Consider the following 18,166-nt stretch of genomic DNA (forward strand, 5'->3'; position numbering starts at 1 on the left):
TCGGAGAACTCGACGCCACTATGACCCTGGACGTGTAACCCCAATAGGGTTATGGTGGGGGTATGCCAAAGATCAACGTGTACCTGCCCGACGACCTCGCCGAGGCCGTCAAGGAGGCCGGCGTGCCGGTGTCCGCCGTCTGCCAGCGGGCGCTGGAGCAGGCGGTACGCCGGGTGACCGCGATCAGGGAGACCTCGCTCGGCGATCTCGACCTGGACCAGCCGACCGGCGCGCTGACCCACCTCACGGCCCGCACCCGTACGGTGCTCAAGCTCGCCGCCGAGGCCGCCCGCACGCAGGGGACCGCCGAGGTCGGCACCGGGCACCTGCTCGACGCCATGCTCAGCGAGGGCACCAACCTGGCCCTGCACGTGCTGCGCGCCATGGAGGTCGGCCTCGACCAGGTGCGCCGCGACCTCGACCGGCACGTCCCGCCCGCCACCGACCCGGCCCCGGCCGAGTCCGCCTACGCCGACCCGGCAGGGGCCGGTTCGCGGCGGCTCAGCTCGCCCGCCGCCAACGCCCTCGAACTGGCCGTCACCGAGGCGATCGCGCTCGGCCACAACTACGTCGGCTGCGAGCACCTGCTGCTCGGCCTGGTCGCCGAGCCCGACGGCACGGCCGGGCAGGTGCTGCGCGCCCTGGGCGCCGAGCCGCGCCTCACCCGCCGCGCCGTGTCGGCGGCCCTGGCCGGGTACGTGCACCTGCGCGCCAACACCCAGCAGGCCCCCGCCCCCGCCCCCACGCCCGGCCAGGCCGAACAGCTGGCCGCCGCGCTCAAGGCCCAGCTCAAGGCCGAGCTGCGGCCGATCGTGGAGCGCCTGGAACGCCTGGAGACGCACGCCGGCCTGAAGCCCTGACCGCCGTGGACGGCAACCGGCGCGCGCTCGCCGCCTTACGCCTCGCCCTCGTCGCCCTGATCCTCGTCGGCCTGGTCGTCGGGGCCCTGTGACAGCCCTAGGACGTCAGGCCACCTTGGCCGAGCTCGCCTTCCAGGTGTTGCACGCCCCCGGCTTGCCCGTCTCGTATCCCGCCCGCACCCAGGACAGGCGGTTGGCCGTCTTGCCGTGGAAACGGTTCTTCCAGATGTCCGGGATGCCGAGGACGGGCTTCCAGTCCTTGACCACCCGGCCGAGGCTCTTGGCCGAGACCCCGAAGAAGCAGTCGAGCTGCAGGTAGTAGCGGCGGTTGTGCTCGTCCATGACGGTCTCGACCCCGCCGTTCTCCAGCCCCCACCAGGCCCGGCCGATGCCGGTCTGGCCGGTCACGACCCCGCTCCACGTCCTGACCACGGACGTGAACACCTTCCTGTCGTCCTTCGCCTTGATCCAGTCGTCGGCGAGGCGCACCCGTACGGCCGTGGCGCAGATCTCCGAGAACGAGCCCGACACCTCCAGGCCCGTGGAGCAGGACTTCTTGTCCTTGGACTCCTTGAACTGCACCTCGACGGGCGTGAAGTCCTTGATCGCCGGCTTCCACGCCTTGTTGAGGCAGCCGACGAGCGTGGTGACGTACTTCCTTGTGGAGGCCGCGGTCGTGCCCTTCTTCAGCGCGCAGCCGACCTTGGGCAGCTTGGCCGCCTTGTAGAGGGCGTTGTGCGTGAGCTCGGGCGCGCCCGTCACGGGCGCGGCGTGCGCGGCGGTCGCGGTGGACAGCAGGGTCAGGGCGGCGGCGGCGAACGCGGCCGCCGGTAAACGAGAGATCATGAGGTGGGATACTAGAGCCAGTCGCGCCGCTTGAAGACCATGTAGAGCACCAGGCAGACGGCCGCCATCAGCACGATCGCGAACGGATAGCCGAACGCCCAGTGCGTCTCCGGCATGAAGTCGAAGTTCATCCCGTAGATCGTCCCGACCAGCGTGGGCGCGAAGAGGATGGCCGCCCACGCGGAGATCTTCTTGACCTCCTCGCCCTGCTGGATGCTGGCCTCGGTCATCCGGGCCATCTCGGCGTTCTGCGCCTGGGTGACCAGCGTGGAGTTGACGACCAGGATGTTCTGGAGCATCTGCCGGAAGGACGACACCCGCTCCGACACCGTGATCGCGTGGTCGGCCACGTCACGCAGGTAGCTCTGCAGCTCGTCGTTGAGTCCGTACTTGGGGGCTCCGGCGATGAAGCCGTGGATCATGCCGACGAGCGGCGCGGTGGCCCGTTGGAACTCGATGACCTCGCCGGACAGCTCGTAGACGCGCCGCGAGACCGAGGGGTCGCCGCTGAAGACCTGGGCCTCGATCTCCTCGATGTCCTTCTGCAGCCCGGCCACCACGGGGGCGTAGCCGTCCACGACCGCGTCGACGATCGCGTAGAGCACCGCCTGCGGGCCCTGCCGCAGCAGGTCGGGGTCGGACTCCATGCGCCTCCGGACGCCCTGGAGGTCGGGGGCCTCCGCGTGCCGTACGGTGATCACGAAGTCGGGGCCGACGAAGACGTGCAGCTCGCCGAACGCGACCTCCTCCGCCTCGTCGAGGTAGCGCGCGGCGCGCAGCACCACGAAGAGCGTGTCGCCGTAGCGGTCGGCCTTGGGGCGCTGGGAGCCGACGATGGCGTCCTCCAGCGCCAGCTCGTGCAGCTTGAACTCCTCGCCGAGCTTGACCAGCTCCCACTCCTTCGGCCGGTAGAGGCCGATCCAGGCCATGCTGCCCGGCATGTCCTTGAGCCGTTCGAAGGCGTCGGCGAGCGAGCCGGGGTTGTCGACCCGCTCGCCGTCGCGGTAGATGGCGTTGTCGATGACGGTGGGCTGGTAGGGGGGCTCCTCGGTGGCCCGCGGGTCCATCGAGTGCTCGGGCGGCTCCTCGCGCGCGTCACCGCCGCGGCGCAGACTCCTGACCCTGGCCATGCCCCTCCGATCCTCTCCTAGGCGAGCGCGTCGAGCTGCTGCGTCGCCCGATCCCTGATGGTCTTGCGCCACATCGGCGTCCACCCGAACAGCAGCCCGTGCGGGCGGCCGAGCGCCATCCTCGACCAGCGCTTGAAGTCGAACTCGTCGTGGTGCCGCACGATCAGCCCGTCCTCGAACCTGAACAGCGCCTCCACCTCGTTGACCACCTCCCGCCCCGTGCTGGAGAAGGTGTAGCGGGCGGTCCAGCGCGCGGTGCCGGTGTGGTCGTCGGCCCATACGTCCCTGTAGGCGGACCGCAACCCGTCGCGCACGCCGAGCTGCAGCCGCCACATCCGCATCACCCGGTCGCGGCCCTCGATCTCCTGGAAGATGGGGTCGCCGAAGCTGACCTCGGGGTGGTAGCAGCTCTCCATGGCCGCGAGGTCGTTTCGCCCCAGCGCGTCGAAGAAAGCGCTGATCAGCGCCATGTGACGTTCGTTCACCTTCATATCAGATCACGGCCCGCCCATTGCGCCAGCACACGGCCCCGAGCCAGTCCTCGCCGAGGTCCAGGCGGGCGAGCGCGTCGAGCTGGTGCGCGTAGGGGTAGGGGATGGTCGGGAAGTCACTGCCGAGGATCACCTTCCCCGCAAGTCCCAGATCAAGCAGCGCGGGGCGGAGCCGGGCGGGGAACGGCATGCCCCGCTCGCTGAAGTCGGTGAACGCCATCGTGGTGTCCAGCGCCACCCGCTCGTACCGCAGGGCCAGCTCGAAGAACGGGTCGTACTCCGGCATGCCGAGATGGGCGATCACCAGCCGCAGCCGGGGATGGCGGCGCGGCACCTCGCCGATGGGCTCCGCGCCGACGTGCCCGCCGGGCACCGGCACCGAGCTGGCGTGCACCACGACGGGCACGCCCGACTCCGCCAGCAGCCCCCAGACCTCCGACAGCTCGGGGACCCGCGGATCGAACCCGCCGACCTGCAGGTGCACCTTGAAGACGCGGGCCCCGTCGTCCAGGGCGCGCCGCACGTACGCCACCACCCCAGGCTCCGGGTAGAAGGTCGCCGACGGGAGACAACCCGGTGTACGGCGGGCGAAATCCATCGTCCAGGCGTTCAGGTCGGCCGCCATGTCCGGCTTGTGCGCGTACGCCAGCGCGGGGAAGCTCCGCACCCCCATCGCCCGCAGGTGCGCCACCCGCTCCGCCACCGGCCACTCGTACGCGATGTGCCAGCCCTCGCCCATCAGCGGCCCGCCGTGACGGAAGTGATGCCAGACCCGCCGCTCCATCCGCTCCGGCAGGAAGTGCACGTGCAGGTCGACCAGACCGGGCAAACCGAGCCGCCGCCACCACTCCGGCACCCCCTGGTCAGAATGTCGTTCCGTGACCACGGCCGCGACTTTACCGAAGGTCCGCAGAAAGGCTCAGCCTTCAGGCCGGGCGTGAATGCGGTCCCCCCTTGGGGATGGCCTGCCGTAGGCAGAGCAGCCCGGAGCGCTGGCCTGGAACCTCAGGTGGGACGGCGCTGCTGTTCGATATACGCCTTGATGATCGATAGTGGCGCTCCGCGCAGGAGGCGGCGAAGTAGCTGGGTGACCAGAAGGGGCCGTGCGTGAGGGCGGGGTTGACCTGGCCGGGGAACTCCTTGCGCAGGTAGTGCGAGGAGACGCCTTTCAACGAGTTGACGAGTTTGCTGATCGCGACCTTGGGCGGGTAGTGGATGAGCAGGTGGACGTGGTCGTGTTCGCCGTTGAACTCGCGGAGTTCGGCCTCGAAACTGTCGCACACCTCGATCATGATGTCTTCGCAGCGGCGCAGCATCGCGTCGTCGAACACGTTTCCGCGATATTTGGTGACAAAGACCAGATGGACGTGCAGCGCGGAAACCACGTGTCTGCCTCGCCGGTATTCCACATCCTGGCTCATAGACCGGGCGATAATGTGTTCGGGTCGGTGAGTCGTGAGCGTCCCGTCCAAGAGGGGGTGTCGCGCATGCTGGCGGGCCGGAAGTACCGCCTGGAGTTCGACTCCGGGCAGCGGGCGTTCGCCGAAAGGCTGGCCGGAATCTGCCGGGCCGTGTGGAACACCGGTCTCGAACAACGGCGGGAATACCGGCGACGCGGGCAGTGGATCACCTATGCCGAGCAGTGCAGGCAACTCGCCGACGCCAAGAAGGACCCGTACTGCGACTGGCTCGCCGACGCCCCCGCCCAGGTGATCCAGCAGACCCTCAAAGACCTGGACCAGGCGTGCCGCAAGCATGGCGCCTGGACGGTGCACTGGAAGTCGAAGGCGAAGTGGCGGCCCTCGTTCCGGTTCCCCACCGCCAGGCACCTGCCCGTGGAGCGGATCAACCGCAAGTGGGGGCGAGTCTTCCTGCCCAAGTTCGGGTGGACGCGGTTTCGCATGTCGCGCCCGCTCGGGGGAAGCGTCAAGTCCGCGACCGTGTCCCGGGACGGCAGACACTGGTTCATCAGCTTCCTGCTCGACGATGGGATCGCCGAGCGTGAGGAACACCCCTGCCCTCGATGGGCAGGCGTGGACCGGGGGGTGGTCACGGCCGCCGTGACCTCGGACGGGGAGTTCTTCGACCGTCGCCACGCCGGAAGCGACGGTGTCTCCTCCAGGCAGCTGCACCCGAGAAGGAACAGGACCGAAAGGACGACCTCGGGTATCTCACGCCCGGCGAAGCGGAACGGTATCTACGGCTGCAACGCCGGCTCGCCCGCACAAAGAAGGGGTCGAAGCGGCGCAAGGCGGTCACGGCCGCGATGAGTGAGATCATGCGGCGAGTCCGGTGGCGGCGCGCTGACTTCAACGCCCAAGCCGCGCACCGGCTCACCCGCAGGTACGGGCATGTGGTGATCGAAGACCTGAACACCAAGGGCATGAGCGCGGCCGTCAAGCCCAGGCCCGACCCCGGCCGGCCGGGCAGGTTCCTGCGCAACGGCGCGGCGGCCAAGCCCGGGCTCAACAAGGCGATTCTCGACAAGGGCTGGTACGGCCTGGAAGTCGCTCTGCGCTCCAAGACGCGCTACACCGGCAGCGTCATCCATAAGATCAACCCCGCGTACACGTCCCAGACGTGCCCGCAACCCGCGTGCGCGAAGGTGGACGAGAAGAGCCGCAAGAGCCAAGCGATCTTCTCCTGCACTTCTTGCGGGCATACCGAGCACGCCGACATCGTCGGGGCCAAGAACATCAAGAGCAAAGGACAGGCGGCCGGGCTGGTCGTCTCAGGGCGTGGAGACCCATCCGGGTCCGTGAAACGTCAAGCACCCCGTTCCACGGCAAGGGCCGCGCAAGCGGCACGAGCTGCCGCATAGCGGCACGGAAATCCCCGTCCTTTTAGGGCGGGGAGCAGGTCAACTGGATAGGGTTCTGTCTCGATGGACAAGCTCTGGGCCCACCTGATCAAGGTTCAGCCTGACCCCCACCCCTGGGTCGTGGTGGTCTCGGCTCTGGTCGCGCTCGCGATCGTCGCCTTCCGCATGCCCTGGCAGGTCTCCCGGGGCCTGATCACGATCGCCCACGAGGGCGGCCACGCGCTCATGGCGCTGGTCACCCGGCGCAAGCTGGAGGGCATCCGCCTCCACTCCGACACCTCCGGCGTGACGCTCACCAGGGGGAGGCCGACCGGGCCCGGCATGGTGCTGACCGCGATGGCGGGCTACCTCGCGCCCCCGCTGCTCGGGTTGGCCGCCGCCTGGCTGACCCAGCAGGGGCGGATCACGCTGCTGATCTGGACGGTGCTGCTGTTCCTGGTCTGCATGCTGCTGCTGATCCGCAACCTCTACGGCGCGCTGATCCTCCTCGCCACCGGGGGCGCGGTGTTCGCGCTCAGCATGTACGCCCCCGCCGCCGTCCAGCAGGGCGTCGCCTTCGTCGCCGTGTGGTTCCTGCTGCTCGGCGGGATCCGGCCGATCATCGAGCTGCAGCAGAAGCGGCGCCGCAGGCAGGCCAGGGACTCCGACGCCGACCAGCTCGCCCGGCTGACGATCCTGCCGGGCGGCTTCTTCGTGTTCTTCTTCTTCGTGGTGGCGGTGACGGCGGCGGTGTTCGGGGCCTACCTGATGAACCCGCTCTGAAGCCTCATCCGAGGAGCTTGCGGGCCGCCTGCTCGATCTCGGCCTCCGACAGCAGCACGTGATCGGCGGCCCCGCCCAGCGGGATGAAACTGTCGTCCGACGTCACCCGCGCTACCTGCCCGGTGAACCCGGCGTCCGCCAGCTCCGCCAGCACGCCCTCGGAGACGCCGCCGGAGTGCCGGGTCTCGTCGGCGATCAGCACCTTCCCGGTCAGCTCCGCCGCCCGCACCAGGTCCTCCACCGGCAGCGGCGCGAGCCAGCGCAGGTCGAGGACGCGGCAGCCGTAGCCCTCCTGGGTGAGCCGCACGGCGGCCCGCAGGCTCATCCGCACCCCGTTGCCGAACGTCACGATCGTCAGGTCGCGCCCGTCGCCGTAGGAGCGGGCCCGCCCGATCGGCACGTGCGTCTCGGCCCAGCGCGACGGCGGCGCGTACGGCGCCAGCCAGCCCCCGTCGCCCTCCTCGAACAGGTCGCGCGTGTGGTAGAGCGCGATCGGCTCCAGGAACACCGCGACCGTCCCGCACGCCCGCGCCGCCGCCAGGCACGTGCGCAGCATCGCCGAGGCGTCGTCCGGCCGCGCCGGTGAGGCGATGACCAGGCCGGGGATGTCGCGCAGCGCCGCCACCGAGTTGTCGTTGTGGAAGTGGCCGCCGAACCCCTTCTGGTAGGCGTAGCCCGCCACCCGCACCACCATCGGGTTGCGGTAGGCGCCGCGGGAGAAGAACGACAGCGTCGCCCCCTCGCCGCGAATCTGGTCGAGCGCGTTGTGCAGGTAGGCGAGATACTGGATCTCCGGCACCGGCAGCAGCCCCGACACCCCCGACCCGAGCGCCAGCCCCAGGATGGCCTGCTCGTCCAGCAGCGTGTCGAACACCTGGCCCGCGCCGAAGCGCTTCTGCAGCCCCCGCGTCACCCCGTAGACCCCGCCCTTGCGCGCGACGTCCTCGCCGAACACCAGCATCTCGGGGTGGACGGCGAGCGCGTCGGCGAGCGTGCGGTTGATCGACTGGGAGAGCGTGAGCGGCTTGTCGAGCTCGGGCAGCGCCCCGGCGAACGCCTTGTCCCTGGCCGCGGGCGGGGCCGCCACCGGGCTGATGCGGGCGATCAGGTCGGGGTCGCGCGGCGCGAGCGGCTCCTTGATCTCCTTGGCGGTGCCGAGCCGCGGGTGGCGGGTGGTCTCCAGGGCGATGCGCAGCACGTGCTCGCGCGCGCTCTCGTACCTTTTGAGCAGCTCGCCCGGGGTTTCCAGGCCGGCCTCGACGAGCATCGCGGCGGTACGCAGCAGCGGGTCGCGGGCCAGGTCGGCGCGGATGTCGCGCTGGGTGCGGTAGGCCGCCTCCACGTCGGAGCCGGCGTGCCCCATGAGCCGCACCGTCGACAGGTGCAGGAAGGCGGGGGAGCGGCGGGTGCGTACGTGCTCGACCGCGCGCGCGGCGGCGTCGTAGGCGTCGGCCAGGTCGCACCCGTCGGCGGCGAAGTACTCGATGCCGGGCCGCCGCGCGGCCGCCGCCACCCAGCCCTTGGGCGTGCGTACGCTGATGCCGAGCCCGTTGTCCTCGCACACGAACAGGATCGGCAGCGCCTGCCCCTGGAAGGTGGCGTAGGAGGCGAGGTTGAGGCCCGACAGCGCGCTCGCGTGGTTGATCGAGGCGTCGCCGAAGCTGCACACCACCACCGCGTCGGGCTCCCACGCGCAGGGCGCGCCGAGCGCCTTGGCGCGTTCGACGGCGAAGGCGACGCCCACGGCCCTCGGCAGGTGGCTGGCGATGGTCGAGGTCTGCGGGATGACCGCCAGCTCGGGATGGCCGAACACCTTGTGCCTGCCGCCCGCGATCGGCTCGTCGGCCGCCGCGCTCAGGCCCATGAGGACGTCGCGCAGCCCCTGCTCGGGCAGCCGGCCCTTCTGCTCGGAGCGGGTGAGGTAGAACGCGCCGGAACGGTAGTGGAGCAGCGCGGGATCGGTGGGCCGCAGCGCGGCGGCGACCGCGGCGTTGCCCTCGTGCCCGGCCGAGCCGATCGTGTAGAAGCCTTCGTTCTGCTCGCGCAGCCAGCGGGCGGCGATGTCGAGCAGCCGGCTGTCGAGCTGGCGCCGGAACAGCGCCCGGCATCGCTCGCCGGTCAGCGTCGTCCCCTCCCGGACCGGCAGGGCCGGATCTCGCGGGGGGCCCGCTTCAAGGGTCGCGACGGCTTCGGTGAAATGTGTTTCAACAGTGTCCCGCGCCACACCCCGATTATGTCTGTCATCGGGCCCGGCGTCTGCCCGACGCGTGGGGACAGGTTGCGGTCCGGTCGTTATAGACCCTTATCTATAACCGTTTGTCAGTATTTCGAACCTCGCCACTCACCTGGGCGTCTCTAAAGGAGACACACGTGGCACCCTCAATGCCGCGTTGAAGCACTGGGGTCTCCAGAAAGGAACCCGCATGTTACAACGCCTTCGTGTCACCGCCTTCGCCGTGATGATCGGCGCAGGGGCCCTGGTCGCCCTCGCGCCGGCAGCCGCGTCGGCGGCCCCGCAGAAACCCGTCGAGATCGGCAGGGTGCTCATCAGCCCCGCATCGCCGCTCGACGTGACCGGCGGCCCGGTCACCGCCACCTTCACCGTCTTCACGAAGAACGCGGACAAGGCCACCCTCCAGCTCAAGCCGCCCGCGGGGGTCCACACCTCCATAGGCGAGCTGACGAGGACGCCGGTACGCGACTGGGTCAAGTGGACCGGCACCAGGAAGTTCGAGACCTCGCCCACCGGAACGTGGAGCTACCTCGCCACGGCCACGGGCGGCGGCCAGGAGAAGTCCGCCTCCGGGACCTTCGACGTGGTCGTCAAGAAGGCGCTCGACACCAAGTTCGCCTCCTTCGGCGTCCGGCCGCGCGAGGCCGACCGCGGTGACGTGGTCAAGGTCTTCGGGCGCCTGCTCGCCGACGGCAAGGGGTACGCGGGACAGACCGTCTCCCTCCAGTTCCGCGGCCGCCACTCCGGCGACTTCCGCGAGGTCGCGAGGACGACGACCGGGAAGGACGGCTGGTTCGGCGACGGGGTGCGGATCCGGACGAGCGGCACGTTCCGCGCCGTGTTCGCCGCCACCGCCGCCGCGAAGGGCTCCGTCAGCGACCTCGCCGGCGTGGCCGTCAGGCGCCCGAACGCCGACAGCAGGATCGACGGCTTCGACGCCCGGCCCGAGCCCGTCGACAAGGGCGACCGGCTGACGTTCGCCGGCACGCTCAGGGCCGAGCGCCGCGACGGGCTCGCCGGGCAGCGCGTCACCGTGTCCTTCAGGGCCGCGGGCTCCTCCCGCTGGGAGGACGTGACCAGCACGGTGACCGGCAGGGACGGCCGCTTCTGGGCCTCCGCCACCGCCGTCGCCTCCGGCTGGTGGCGGGCCGAGTACGCGGGCACCCGCGGCGTGAACGGCAGCATCAGCGACGCCGACTGGGTGACGGTCGAACAGCCCGCCCCGCCGCCCGCGGTGAGCAGGGCGGACAGCCGGATCATCGGGTTCAACGCGTATGCGGAGCCGGTGAAGCGCGGCAAGTATCTGAGGTTCAAGGGGCGGCTGCAGATCGCCGACGACGACGGCTGGGAGGGGTACAGCGGCAAGGTCGGGCTGTACTTCAAGAAGGCCGGGTCGAAGAAGTGGGAGTACGTGAAGGCGTTCCGGTCCGGTGACAGCGGGCGCCTCTACGTGAAGGCCAGGGCCTGGGACTCGGGGCGCTGGAAGTTCGTGTTCAAGGGTGACGACGACACGTACGGGTCTTCCAGCCGTACGGATTATGTCCGGGTGACCCGCAGGTAGGCAGGAAAAGGCCCGGAGCTTCGGCTCCGGGCCTTTTCGTGTCGCCGGCTGCTAGTTGGAGAGCTTGCTCTCGATCCGGCCGAGAATCGACTCCAGGCGATCGAAGCGATCGTCATGCGAGTCGAGCCGCTTCTCGAGCCTGTCGAGCCTTTCCTCCACCCTGGCGAAGCGCCCGTCGATCTCGACGAACTTCTGGTCGATCTGAGCGAACCTCTGGTCGATCTGAGCGAATCTCTGATCGATCTGAGCGAATCGCTGGTCGATCTGCTCGAATCTCTGGTCGATCTGGACGAACTTCTGATCAATCTGAATGAACTTCTGATCAATCTGGGTGAATCGCTGGTCGATTCTGGCGAAGCCCGCCCTCATCTCGGACCTGAGTGCGCCGACCTCGCGGTCGATCTTGTCGAGGAGGTTCTCGGCGACGTCGTCCACGCGCCGGTGCAGCGTGTCGATCCGGTCGGCGATGGTGAGCTGTGGCACGCCGCTTACAGTAGCCGCTTCCAGTGCCGTGACCCGCACTTCCAGGTCATCGTACTTCTTCTGGAGATCCAACATTCGGTGCGCTCCTTACTGCGGAGGGAGGACGGAGGGAAGCCGCGCGGCCACATCGGGAAAGTTACCCTCCGTACTTGATCGAGCGCAGGGAGATGCGAAAGCCAGTCCTATTCGGCGCGCACCACGACAACGGGAGTGTTAGCGAGCGTTAACAGCGGCGTCGATCGCCGCGCGGGCCATCGCGCGCAGCAGCGGCCGCATGTCCCCGCCGGGCAGCTCGCCCGCGCTGTGCGGGGTCGAGTTGAGCAGCCCGAAGACCGCGTGCATGGCGGCCCGCAGCCGGGCGGCCGGACACGCGGGATGCAGCTCGGCCAGCACGGTCACCCACTCCTCGACGTACAGCCGCTGCAGCCGCCTGATCTGCCGCCGGTGCGGCTCGGGCACGTTGCCGAGCTCCCGGTCGTGCACGACGATCAGCGCCGGCTGCTCGGTGGCGAAGGTGATCTGCACGTCGAGCAGCGCGTCGAGGGCCTGCTCCGGCCCGGGGGAGGAGGTCACGACGGCCACGGCGGATTCGCGCAGCCGCGAGCTGACGTCGAGCAGCATCTCGGCCAGCAGCGCCTCCTTGCCGCTGAAGTGCCGGTAGAGCGCGGGGCCGGAGACGCCGACCGCGCCGCCGATCTCCTCGATCGGGACGCCGTGGAAGCCCCGTGCCGCGAACAGCCGGGCCGCCGCCTCCAGGATCTCCGCGCGCCTGTTGCGCCGGGAGCGGGCAGGGGTGGCGGAGGTGCTGGTCACGTCTCACATGCTAGACGATGACGTTAACGCTCGCTAACATTCGAGCCATGAGGGCATGAGAGGGGACGCATGAGCAGCGACTGGCCGGTGCTGGGCTCGGCCGCCGACCCGGCGGGGGAGGCGTACAAGCGCAACACCGAGATCAACGAACGCCTGGCCGCCGACCTGCTCGACCGCCTCGCCGCCGCCGCGCCCGGCGGCCCCGAGCGGTCGCGGCGGCGGCACGTCGAGCGGGGCAAGCTGCTGCCGCGCGACCGCGTGGACGGCCTGCTGGACCCCGGCTCGCGCTTCCTGGAGCTGTCGCCGCTGGCCGCGAACGGCCTGTACGACGACGAGGCGCCGGCCGCCGGGATCATCACGGGCGTCGGCCGGGTCTCGGGCCGCGAGTGCGTGATCGTCGCCAACGACGCGACGGTCAAGGGCGGCACCTACTACCCGATGACCGTCAAGAAGCATCTGCGCGCGCAGGAGGTGGCCCTGCACAACCACCTGCCCTGCGTCTACCTGGTGGACTCCGGCGGCGCGTTCCTGCCCCGGCAGGACGAGGTGTTCCCCGACCGCGACCACTTCGGCCGCATCTTCTACAACCAGGCCACCATGTCCGCCCGCGGCATCCCGCAGATCGCCGCCGTGCTCGGCTCGTGCACGGCGGGCGGCGCGTACGTCCCCGCGATGAGCGACGAGGCGGTCATCGTCCGCGGCCAGGGCACGATCTTCCTGGGCGGCCCGCCGCTGGTGAAGGCGGCCACCGGCGAGGAGGTCACGGCCGAGGAGCTGGGCGGCGGCGACCTGCACGCCCGGGTCAGCGGTGTCACCGACCATCTCGCCGAGGACGACGCGCACGCCCTCGCCATCGTCCGCGACATCGTCTCCACGCTCGCTCCGCGCGCCGAGCGGCCCTGGCCGGTGGTCACGCCCGAGCCGCCCCGCCACGACCCGCGCGACCTGTACGGCATCGTCCCGGCCGACACCCGTCAGCCGTACGACGTGCGCGAGGTCATCGCGCGTCTCGTGGACGGCTCGCGCTTCCTGGAGTTCAAGGCCGAGTACGGCCACACCCTCGTCACCGGCTTCGCCTACCTGCACGGCCACCCGGTCGGCATCGTGGCCAACAACGGCATCCTGTTCAGCGAGTCGGCCATGAAGGGCGCCCACTTCATCGAGCTGTGCGACCAGCGCCGCATCCCCCTGGTGTTCCTGCAGAACATCAGCGGCTTCATGGTCGGCAAGGCGTACGAGGCGGGCGGCATCGCCAAGCACGGCGCGAAGATGGTCACCGCCGTCTCCTGCGCGCGGGTGCCCAAGTTCACCGTGGTCATCGGCGGCTCGTTCGGGGCGGGCAACTACGCGATGGCCGGCCGGGCGTACGCGCCGCGCTTCCTGTGGATGTGGCCCAACGCCCGCATCTCCGTGATGGGCGGCGAGCAGGCCGCGAACGTCCTCACCACCGTCGGCACCGCCGATGCCGACGCCATCAGGGCCCAGTACGAGCACCAGGGCAACCCGTACTACTCCACGGCCAGGCTGTGGGACGACGGCGTGATCGACCCGCTCGACACCCGCACCGTCCTCGGCCTGGCGCTGTCCGCGGCGGCCAACGCCCCGCTCGAACCCGCCGGATACGGCGTCTTCCGGATGTGATCATGCTGTTCGACCGTGTTCTCATCGCCAACAGGGGCGAGATCGCCGTACGGATCGCCCGCACGCTGCGCCGGCTCGGCGTCACGGCGGTGGCCGTGCACACGCCCTCCGACGCCGGCGCCCGGCACGTACGCGAGGCGGACCTCGCCCTGGAGGTGCCGAGCTACCTGGACGCCGAGGCGATCGCGGGGGCGGCGCTCGCGTCCGGGGCGCAGGCCGTGCACCCCGGCTACGGGTTCCTGGCCGAGAACGCCGCCTTCGCGCGGGCCTGCGCCGCCGCTGGTGCGGCGTTCGTCGGGCCGCCGGCCGAGGCCATCGACGCCATGGGCGACAAGATCCGGGCCAAGGCCACGGTGTCGGCCGCCGGGGTGCCGGTGGTGCCGGGCGGGGCCGAGCCCGGCGACGTGCTGGAGGAGTGGCGCGACTTCCCGGCCCTCATCAAGCCGTCCGCGGGCGGCGGCGGCAAGGGCATGGTGCTGGTGCGCTCGGCCGCGGAGCTGCCCGACGCGCTGGCGTCGGCGCGGCGGACCGCGCGGGCCGCGTTCGGCGACGCGACGCTGCTCATCGAGCGGTACGTCGACAGCCCCCACCACATCGAGATCCAGGTGCTGGCCGACTCCCTCGGCGGCGCGGTGCACCTGGGCGAGCGCGAGTGCAGCCTGCAGCGCAGGCACCAGAAGGTCATCGAGGAGGCGCCGTCGCCGTTCGTCACCCCCGAGCTGCGGGCCCGCATGGGCGCGGCGGCCGTGGAGGCGGCGCGGGCGGTCGGCTACGTCGGCGCGGGCACGGTCGAGTTCATCGTGGACGGCGCCACCGGCGCCTACCACTTCATGGAGATGAACACCCGCCTCCAGGTCGAGCACCCCGTCACCGAGCTGGTGACCGGCCTCGACCTGGTGGAGCTGCAGCTCCGGGTGGCGGCCGGCGAGCCGCTGCCGTTCGGCCAGGACGAGGTGCGGCTGAGCGGGCACGCCGTCGAGGCCCGCGTCTACGCCGAGGACCCTTCGCGCGGCTTCCTGCCGACGGGCGGGCGCGTCCTGCTGCTCCGCGAGCCCGGCGTCCCCGGTCCCGCCGCTCACCCGGCCGGCTCCGGCCCGCTGGTCCGTACGGACTCCGGGCTGTCCGAGGGCGGGGTCGTCGGCAGCGAGTTCGACCCCATGCTCTCCAAGGTGGTGGCCTGGGCCCCCGACCGGAAGGCCGCGCTGCGCGCCCTCGACCGCGCGCTCGCCGGCACCACCGTGCTGGGCGTGGTGACCAACGTGCCGTTCCTGCGCGCCCTGGCCGCCCACCCCGCCGTACGCGCGGGCGAGCTGGACACCGGCCTGGTCGAGCGGGCCCTGCCCGAGCTGGTCACCGACGCCGCCGCCCCCGCCGGCGTGCTCGCCGCGGCCGGGCTGGTCTTCCACGCGCTGCCGCAGGGCGACGACCCGTGGGAGGTCACCGACGGCTGGCGGGTCGGCGAGCGGGCCTGGACGACCTGGCGGCTCGCGTCCAGGGACGGCGTCCACGAGGTACGGGTCCGCGGCCTGCCCGCCGAGTCGGCCGAGGTGCTGATGGACGAGCGCCCGGTGCCCGCCCGCCTGCGCGCGGAGGGCCCGGAGGTGGCCGTCACGCTCGGCGACCGGACCGTACGCTACCTGTGCGCCCGCGACGGCGACACGCTCTGGCTCGGCCACGACGGCCGGGCATGGGCGTTCACCCGCCACCTGATCGGCGACCCCGGCGACCGCCCCGGAGCCGCCGCCTCCGGCGACGGCGTGGTGCGCAGCCCGATGCCGGGCACCGTCCTCGTCGTCAAGGCCCAGCCGGGCGACCGGGTGAGCGCCGGCCAGCCGCTCATCGTCGTCGAGGCCATGAAGATGGAGCACGCCGTCACCGCCCCGTGCGCCGGCGTGCTGACCGACCTCCCGGTCCAGCCCGGCCAGCCGGTCGACATGGACGCCGTCCTGGCCGTCGTGACCCCCGAGGAGGACTAGATGCCGCATCCCTTGGACGGCCTTCCCAAGCAGGTCACCGTCTACGAGGTCGGGCCGCGCGACGGCCTGCAGAACGAGTCCGCGATCGTGCCCGTCGAGGTGAAGGCCGAGTTCATCGACCGGCTCGCGGACGCCGGACACAAGGTCATCGAGGCCACCAGCTTCGTCCACCCCAAGTGGGTGCCGCAGCTCGCCGACGCCGACGAGCTGCTGACCCGGCTGCACCGCAGGCCGGGCGTCCGCTACCCGGTCCTGGTGCCGAACGAGCGCGGCCTGGACCGGGCGCTCGACCGCGGCGTGGCCGAGATCGCCGTGTTCGCCAGCGCCACCGAGACCTTCGCCGCCAAGAACCTCAACCGCAGCCTGGAGAGCCAGTTCGAGATGTTCGAGCCGGTCGTCGCCAGGGCGCTCGACAACGGCGTGCGGGTGCGCGCGTACGTGTCGATGTGCTTCGGCGACCCCTGGGAGGGACCGACCCCGATCGCGCAGGTCGTCCGGGTGGGCGAACGGCTGCTCGGGCTCGGCTGCCACGAGCTCTCGCTCGGCGACACCACCGGCGTCGGCACGCCGGGCCACGTCACCGCGCTCATCAAGGCGTTCCGCTCGCCTGAGCGGCTGGCGGTGCACTTCCACGACACTTACGGCCAGGCCCTCGGCAACACCCTGGCCGCGCTCCGCGCCGGCGTGACCACCGTGGACGCCTCCACCGGCGGCATCGGCGGCTGCCCCTACGCCGAGTCCGCCACGGGCAACCTCGCCACCGAGGACCTCGTCTGGATGCTGCAGGGACTCGGCATCGACACCGGGCTCGACCTGGGCAAGCTCGTCGCCACCAGCACCTGGCTGGCCGGGCTGCTCGGCCGGCCCAGCCCATCCCGCGTCGTACAGGCGCTCGCGAAAGGCTGACATGCTCAAGGACGAGTACGAAGAGCTGCGCAAGACGGTCGAGACGTTCGCCCGCGACGTGGTCGCCCCCGTGATCGGCGACTACTACGAGCGCGGGGAGTTCCCTTACGACATCGTGGCCAGGATGAGCGCGATGGGCCTGTTCGGCCTGCCCTTCCCCGAGGAGTACGGCGGCATGGGCGGCGACTACTTCGCCCTGTGCCTGGCCCTGGAGGAGCTGGCCCGCGTGGACTCCAGCGTGGCGATCACCCTGGAGGCGGCGGTCTCGCTCGGCGCGATGCCGATCTACCGCTTCGGCACCGAGGAGCAGCGCGCCCACTGGCTGCCCAGGCTCGCCTCGGGTGCGGAGCTCGGCGCGTTCGGCCTGACCGAGCCGGGCGGCGGCACCGACGTGCCCGGCGGCATGCGTACCACGGCCGTGCTCGACGGGGACGAATGGGTGATCAACGGGTCGAAGGCGTTCATCACCAACTCCGGCACCGACATCACCAGCGTCGTCGGCGTGGCCGCGCTCACCGGCGAGCGGGAGATCTCCACGATCCTCGTACCGGCGGGGACGCCCGGTTTCACCGTGTCGAAGAAGTACTCCAAGGTCGGATGGAACGCCTCCGACACCCGCGAGCTGTCCTTCTCCGACTGCCGGGTGCCCGCGGCCAACCTGCTCGGCGAGCGCGGCCGCGGCTACGCCCAGTTCCTCCAGACCCTGGACGAGGGCCGCATCGCGATCGCCGCCCTCAGCGTGGGCCTGGCCCAGGGCTGCGTGGACGAGTGCCTGAAGTACGTCAGGGAGCGCCGGGCCTTCGGCAACCCCATCGGCCACTACCAGGCCATCCAGTTCAAGGTCGCCGACATGGAGGCCCGCGCCCACACCGCCCGCCTGGCCTACTATCACGCGGCCGAGCGCATGCTGGCCGGGATGCCGTTCAAGAAGGAGGCCGCGATCGCCAAGCTGGTCTCCTCCAACGCCGCCATGGACAACGCCCGCGACGCCACCCAGGTGTTCGGCGGCTACGGCTTCATGAACGAGTTCCCCGTCGGCCGCTTCTACCGCGACGCCAAGATCCTGGAGATCGGCGAGGGCACCAGCGAGGTGCAGCGGATGCTCATCGCCCGCCAGCTCGGCCTGGCCGACCTGTGAGGTCGCCGGCCCGTGAGGGCTTCCATGTTTGCGCCACCGGCGCGCGAGGATCTACTGTCAGGGGTCATGACGGCTGACGATCTTCTCATCAGGAGGGCGGAGAAGGCGGACGCGGACGAGGTGTTCGCGCTGGCCCGCGACTTCGGGCTGACGTTCCGGCCCGAGCGCGAGGCCTTCGACGCCGCACTCCCCGAGCTGCTGGCGAACGACTCCGCCCTGCTGCTCGTGGCCGTCGCCGAAGGCCGGGTCCGCGGCTATCTGCTGGGCTTCACGCACCTCACGCTGTTCGCCAACGGGCCGGTCGCCTGGGTCGAGGAGGCCATGGTCCAGTCGGGCTCGCGCCGGCAGGGCATCGGGCGGGCGCTGCTGGAGGAGTTCGAACAGTGGGCCCGCTCGCGGGAGGCCGGCTACGTCGCCATGGCCACCCGGCGGGCGCCGGAGTTCTACCACGCGCTCGGCTACGAGGCGTCGGCCACGTTCTTCCGCAAGGTGCTGCGCTGAGGGC

General features: G+C 70.9%; 17 protein-coding genes and 1 pseudogene. 10 read left to right on the top strand and 8 right to left on the bottom strand.

Going from position 1 to position 18,166, the window contains the following annotated elements:
* Window positions 1-62: 62 nt before the first annotated feature.
* Entirely contained in the window at window positions 63-860 is a 798-nt protein-coding gene (locus ACBR40_RS18390; RefSeq protein WP_371249501.1) for a Clp protease N-terminal domain-containing protein, read from the top strand.
* A 105-nt stretch (window positions 861-965) separates the two neighbouring features.
* Here ACBR40_RS18390 and ACBR40_RS18395 read toward each other — a convergent pair whose 3' ends face one another.
* From ACBR40_RS18395 to tnpA, 5 genes and pseudogenes are all read right to left on the bottom strand, one after another.
* Window positions 966-1,706, bottom strand: coding sequence for a hypothetical protein (locus ACBR40_RS18395; RefSeq protein ID WP_371249502.1), 741 nt, complete (start codon window positions 1,704-1,706; stop codon window positions 966-968).
* 11 nt (window positions 1,707-1,717) lie between these two features.
* On the bottom strand, window positions 1,718-2,836 hold the full coding sequence (locus ACBR40_RS18400) for a magnesium and cobalt transport protein CorA (protein ID WP_344211932.1): 1,119 nt from the start codon (window positions 2,834-2,836) through the stop codon (window positions 1,718-1,720).
* A gap of 17 nt (window positions 2,837-2,853) precedes the next feature.
* The gene (locus tag ACBR40_RS18405) at window positions 2,854-3,327 is read right to left on the bottom strand and encodes a nuclear transport factor 2 family protein (protein ID WP_344211930.1); all 474 of its coding nucleotides are present in this window, start codon (window positions 3,325-3,327) and stop codon (window positions 2,854-2,856) included.
* A 1-nt stretch (window position 3,328) separates the two neighbouring features.
* Window positions 3,329-4,213, bottom strand: coding sequence for an amidohydrolase family protein (locus ACBR40_RS18410; RefSeq protein ID WP_371249503.1), 885 nt, complete (start codon window positions 4,211-4,213; stop codon window positions 3,329-3,331).
* A gap of 119 nt (window positions 4,214-4,332) precedes the next feature.
* Window positions 4,333-4,748: pseudogene (gene tnpA, locus ACBR40_RS18415) on the bottom strand (IS200/IS605 family transposase).
* A 66-nt stretch (window positions 4,749-4,814) separates the two neighbouring features.
* Between tnpA and ACBR40_RS18420 the strand changes: the two are divergent.
* The 3 genes from ACBR40_RS18420 (at window position 4,815) to ACBR40_RS18430 (ending at window position 6,910) form a co-directional block, all read left to right on the top strand.
* The gene (locus ACBR40_RS18420; protein ID WP_371249504.1) at window positions 4,815-5,597 is read left to right on the top strand and encodes an RNA-guided endonuclease InsQ/TnpB family protein; all 783 of its coding nucleotides are present in this window, start codon (window positions 4,815-4,817) and stop codon (window positions 5,595-5,597) included.
* Complete coding sequence (locus tag ACBR40_RS18425) at window positions 5,531-6,148, top strand: RNA-guided endonuclease InsQ/TnpB family protein (RefSeq protein ID WP_371249623.1); 618 nt, start codon at window positions 5,531-5,533, stop codon at window positions 6,146-6,148. The genes ACBR40_RS18420 and ACBR40_RS18425 overlap by 67 nt, the downstream gene beginning before the upstream one ends.
* A 63-nt stretch (window positions 6,149-6,211) precedes the next feature.
* Complete coding sequence (locus ACBR40_RS18430; protein ID WP_344211926.1) at window positions 6,212-6,910, top strand: M50 family metallopeptidase; 699 nt, start codon at window positions 6,212-6,214, stop codon at window positions 6,908-6,910.
* A 4-nt stretch (window positions 6,911-6,914) separates the two neighbouring features.
* Here the strand turns inward: ACBR40_RS18430 and ACBR40_RS18435 are convergent, their stop codons facing one another.
* Complete coding sequence (locus tag ACBR40_RS18435) at window positions 6,915-9,134, bottom strand: thiamine pyrophosphate-dependent enzyme (protein WP_371249505.1); 2,220 nt, start codon at window positions 9,132-9,134, stop codon at window positions 6,915-6,917.
* Window positions 9,135-9,333: 199 nt separating this feature from the next.
* On the opposite strand from ACBR40_RS18435, the gene ACBR40_RS18440 reads away from it, so the two are divergent.
* Complete coding sequence (locus ACBR40_RS18440) at window positions 9,334-10,704, top strand: hypothetical protein (RefSeq protein WP_371249506.1); 1,371 nt, start codon at window positions 9,334-9,336, stop codon at window positions 10,702-10,704.
* 51 nt (window positions 10,705-10,755) lie between these two features.
* On the opposite strand, the gene ACBR40_RS18445 is transcribed toward ACBR40_RS18440, so the two are convergent.
* Window positions 10,756-11,262, bottom strand: coding sequence for a hypothetical protein (locus ACBR40_RS18445; RefSeq protein ID WP_371249507.1), 507 nt, complete (start codon window positions 11,260-11,262; stop codon window positions 10,756-10,758).
* 138 nt (window positions 11,263-11,400) lie between these two features.
* Window positions 11,401-12,000 (bottom strand): helix-turn-helix domain-containing protein, encoded by a 600-nt coding sequence (locus tag ACBR40_RS18450; protein WP_344211918.1) that lies wholly within the window; start codon window positions 11,998-12,000, stop codon window positions 11,401-11,403.
* A gap of 69 nt (window positions 12,001-12,069) precedes the next feature.
* On the opposite strand from ACBR40_RS18450, the gene ACBR40_RS18455 reads away from it, so the two are divergent.
* The 5 genes from ACBR40_RS18455 (at window position 12,070) to ACBR40_RS18475 (ending at window position 18,162) form a co-directional block, all read left to right on the top strand.
* Complete coding sequence (locus tag ACBR40_RS18455; protein ID WP_371249508.1) at window positions 12,070-13,641, top strand: carboxyl transferase domain-containing protein; 1,572 nt, start codon at window positions 12,070-12,072, stop codon at window positions 13,639-13,641.
* Between the two features lie 2 nt (window positions 13,642-13,643).
* The gene (locus ACBR40_RS18460; protein ID WP_371249509.1) at window positions 13,644-15,617 is read left to right on the top strand and encodes a biotin carboxylase N-terminal domain-containing protein; all 1,974 of its coding nucleotides are present in this window, start codon (window positions 13,644-13,646) and stop codon (window positions 15,615-15,617) included.
* Window positions 15,618-16,523 (top strand): hydroxymethylglutaryl-CoA lyase, encoded by a 906-nt coding sequence (locus ACBR40_RS18465; protein WP_344211912.1) that lies wholly within the window; start codon window positions 15,618-15,620, stop codon window positions 16,521-16,523. It begins immediately after the preceding gene.
* A gap of 1 nt (window position 16,524) precedes the next feature.
* Window positions 16,525-17,661, top strand: coding sequence for an acyl-CoA dehydrogenase family protein (locus ACBR40_RS18470; RefSeq protein WP_344211911.1), 1,137 nt, complete (start codon window positions 16,525-16,527; stop codon window positions 17,659-17,661).
* A 66-nt stretch (window positions 17,662-17,727) separates the two neighbouring features.
* On the top strand, window positions 17,728-18,162 hold the full coding sequence (locus ACBR40_RS18475) for a GNAT family N-acetyltransferase (protein WP_364444668.1): 435 nt from the start codon (window positions 17,728-17,730) through the stop codon (window positions 18,160-18,162).
* Window positions 18,163-18,166 lie beyond the last annotated feature (4 nt).

It is taken from the genome of Nonomuraea sp. AD125B (genome assembly GCF_041402765.1).
GTDB classification, from domain to species: Bacteria; Actinomycetota; Actinomycetes; order Streptosporangiales; family Streptosporangiaceae; genus Nonomuraea; species Nonomuraea bangladeshensis.

What these genes read in the sequence shown, in the direction of transcription:
- ACBR40_RS18390 (WP_371249501.1), top strand. Translation starts at nt 63, where the DNA reads ATGCCAAAGATCAACGTGTACCTGCCCGACGACCTCGCCGAGGCCGTC.
- ACBR40_RS18395 (WP_371249502.1), bottom strand. Translation starts at nt 1,706, where the DNA reads ATGATCTCTCGTTTACCGGCGGCCGCGTTCGCCGCCGCCGCCCTGACC.
- ACBR40_RS18400 (WP_344211932.1), bottom strand. Translation starts at nt 2,836, where the DNA reads ATGGCCAGGGTCAGGAGTCTGCGCCGCGGCGGTGACGCGCGCGAGGAG.
- ACBR40_RS18405 (WP_344211930.1), bottom strand. Translation starts at nt 3,327, where the DNA reads ATGAAGGTGAACGAACGTCACATGGCGCTGATCAGCGCTTTCTTCGAC.
- ACBR40_RS18420 (WP_371249504.1), top strand. Translation starts at nt 4,815, where the DNA reads ATGCTGGCGGGCCGGAAGTACCGCCTGGAGTTCGACTCCGGGCAGCGG.
- ACBR40_RS18430 (WP_344211926.1), top strand. Translation starts at nt 6,212, where the DNA reads ATGGACAAGCTCTGGGCCCACCTGATCAAGGTTCAGCCTGACCCCCAC.
- ACBR40_RS18440 (WP_371249506.1), top strand. Translation starts at nt 9,334, where the DNA reads ATGTTACAACGCCTTCGTGTCACCGCCTTCGCCGTGATGATCGGCGCA.
- ACBR40_RS18445 (WP_371249507.1), bottom strand. Translation starts at nt 11,262, where the DNA reads ATGTTGGATCTCCAGAAGAAGTACGATGACCTGGAAGTGCGGGTCACG.
- ACBR40_RS18455 (WP_371249508.1), top strand. Translation starts at nt 12,070, where the DNA reads ATGAGCAGCGACTGGCCGGTGCTGGGCTCGGCCGCCGACCCGGCGGGG.
- ACBR40_RS18460 (WP_371249509.1), top strand. Translation starts at nt 13,644, where the DNA reads ATGCTGTTCGACCGTGTTCTCATCGCCAACAGGGGCGAGATCGCCGTA.
- ACBR40_RS18465 (WP_344211912.1), top strand. Translation starts at nt 15,618, where the DNA reads ATGCCGCATCCCTTGGACGGCCTTCCCAAGCAGGTCACCGTCTACGAG.
- ACBR40_RS18470 (WP_344211911.1), top strand. Translation starts at nt 16,525, where the DNA reads ATGCTCAAGGACGAGTACGAAGAGCTGCGCAAGACGGTCGAGACGTTC.
- ACBR40_RS18475 (WP_364444668.1), top strand. Translation starts at nt 17,728, where the DNA reads ATGACGGCTGACGATCTTCTCATCAGGAGGGCGGAGAAGGCGGACGCG.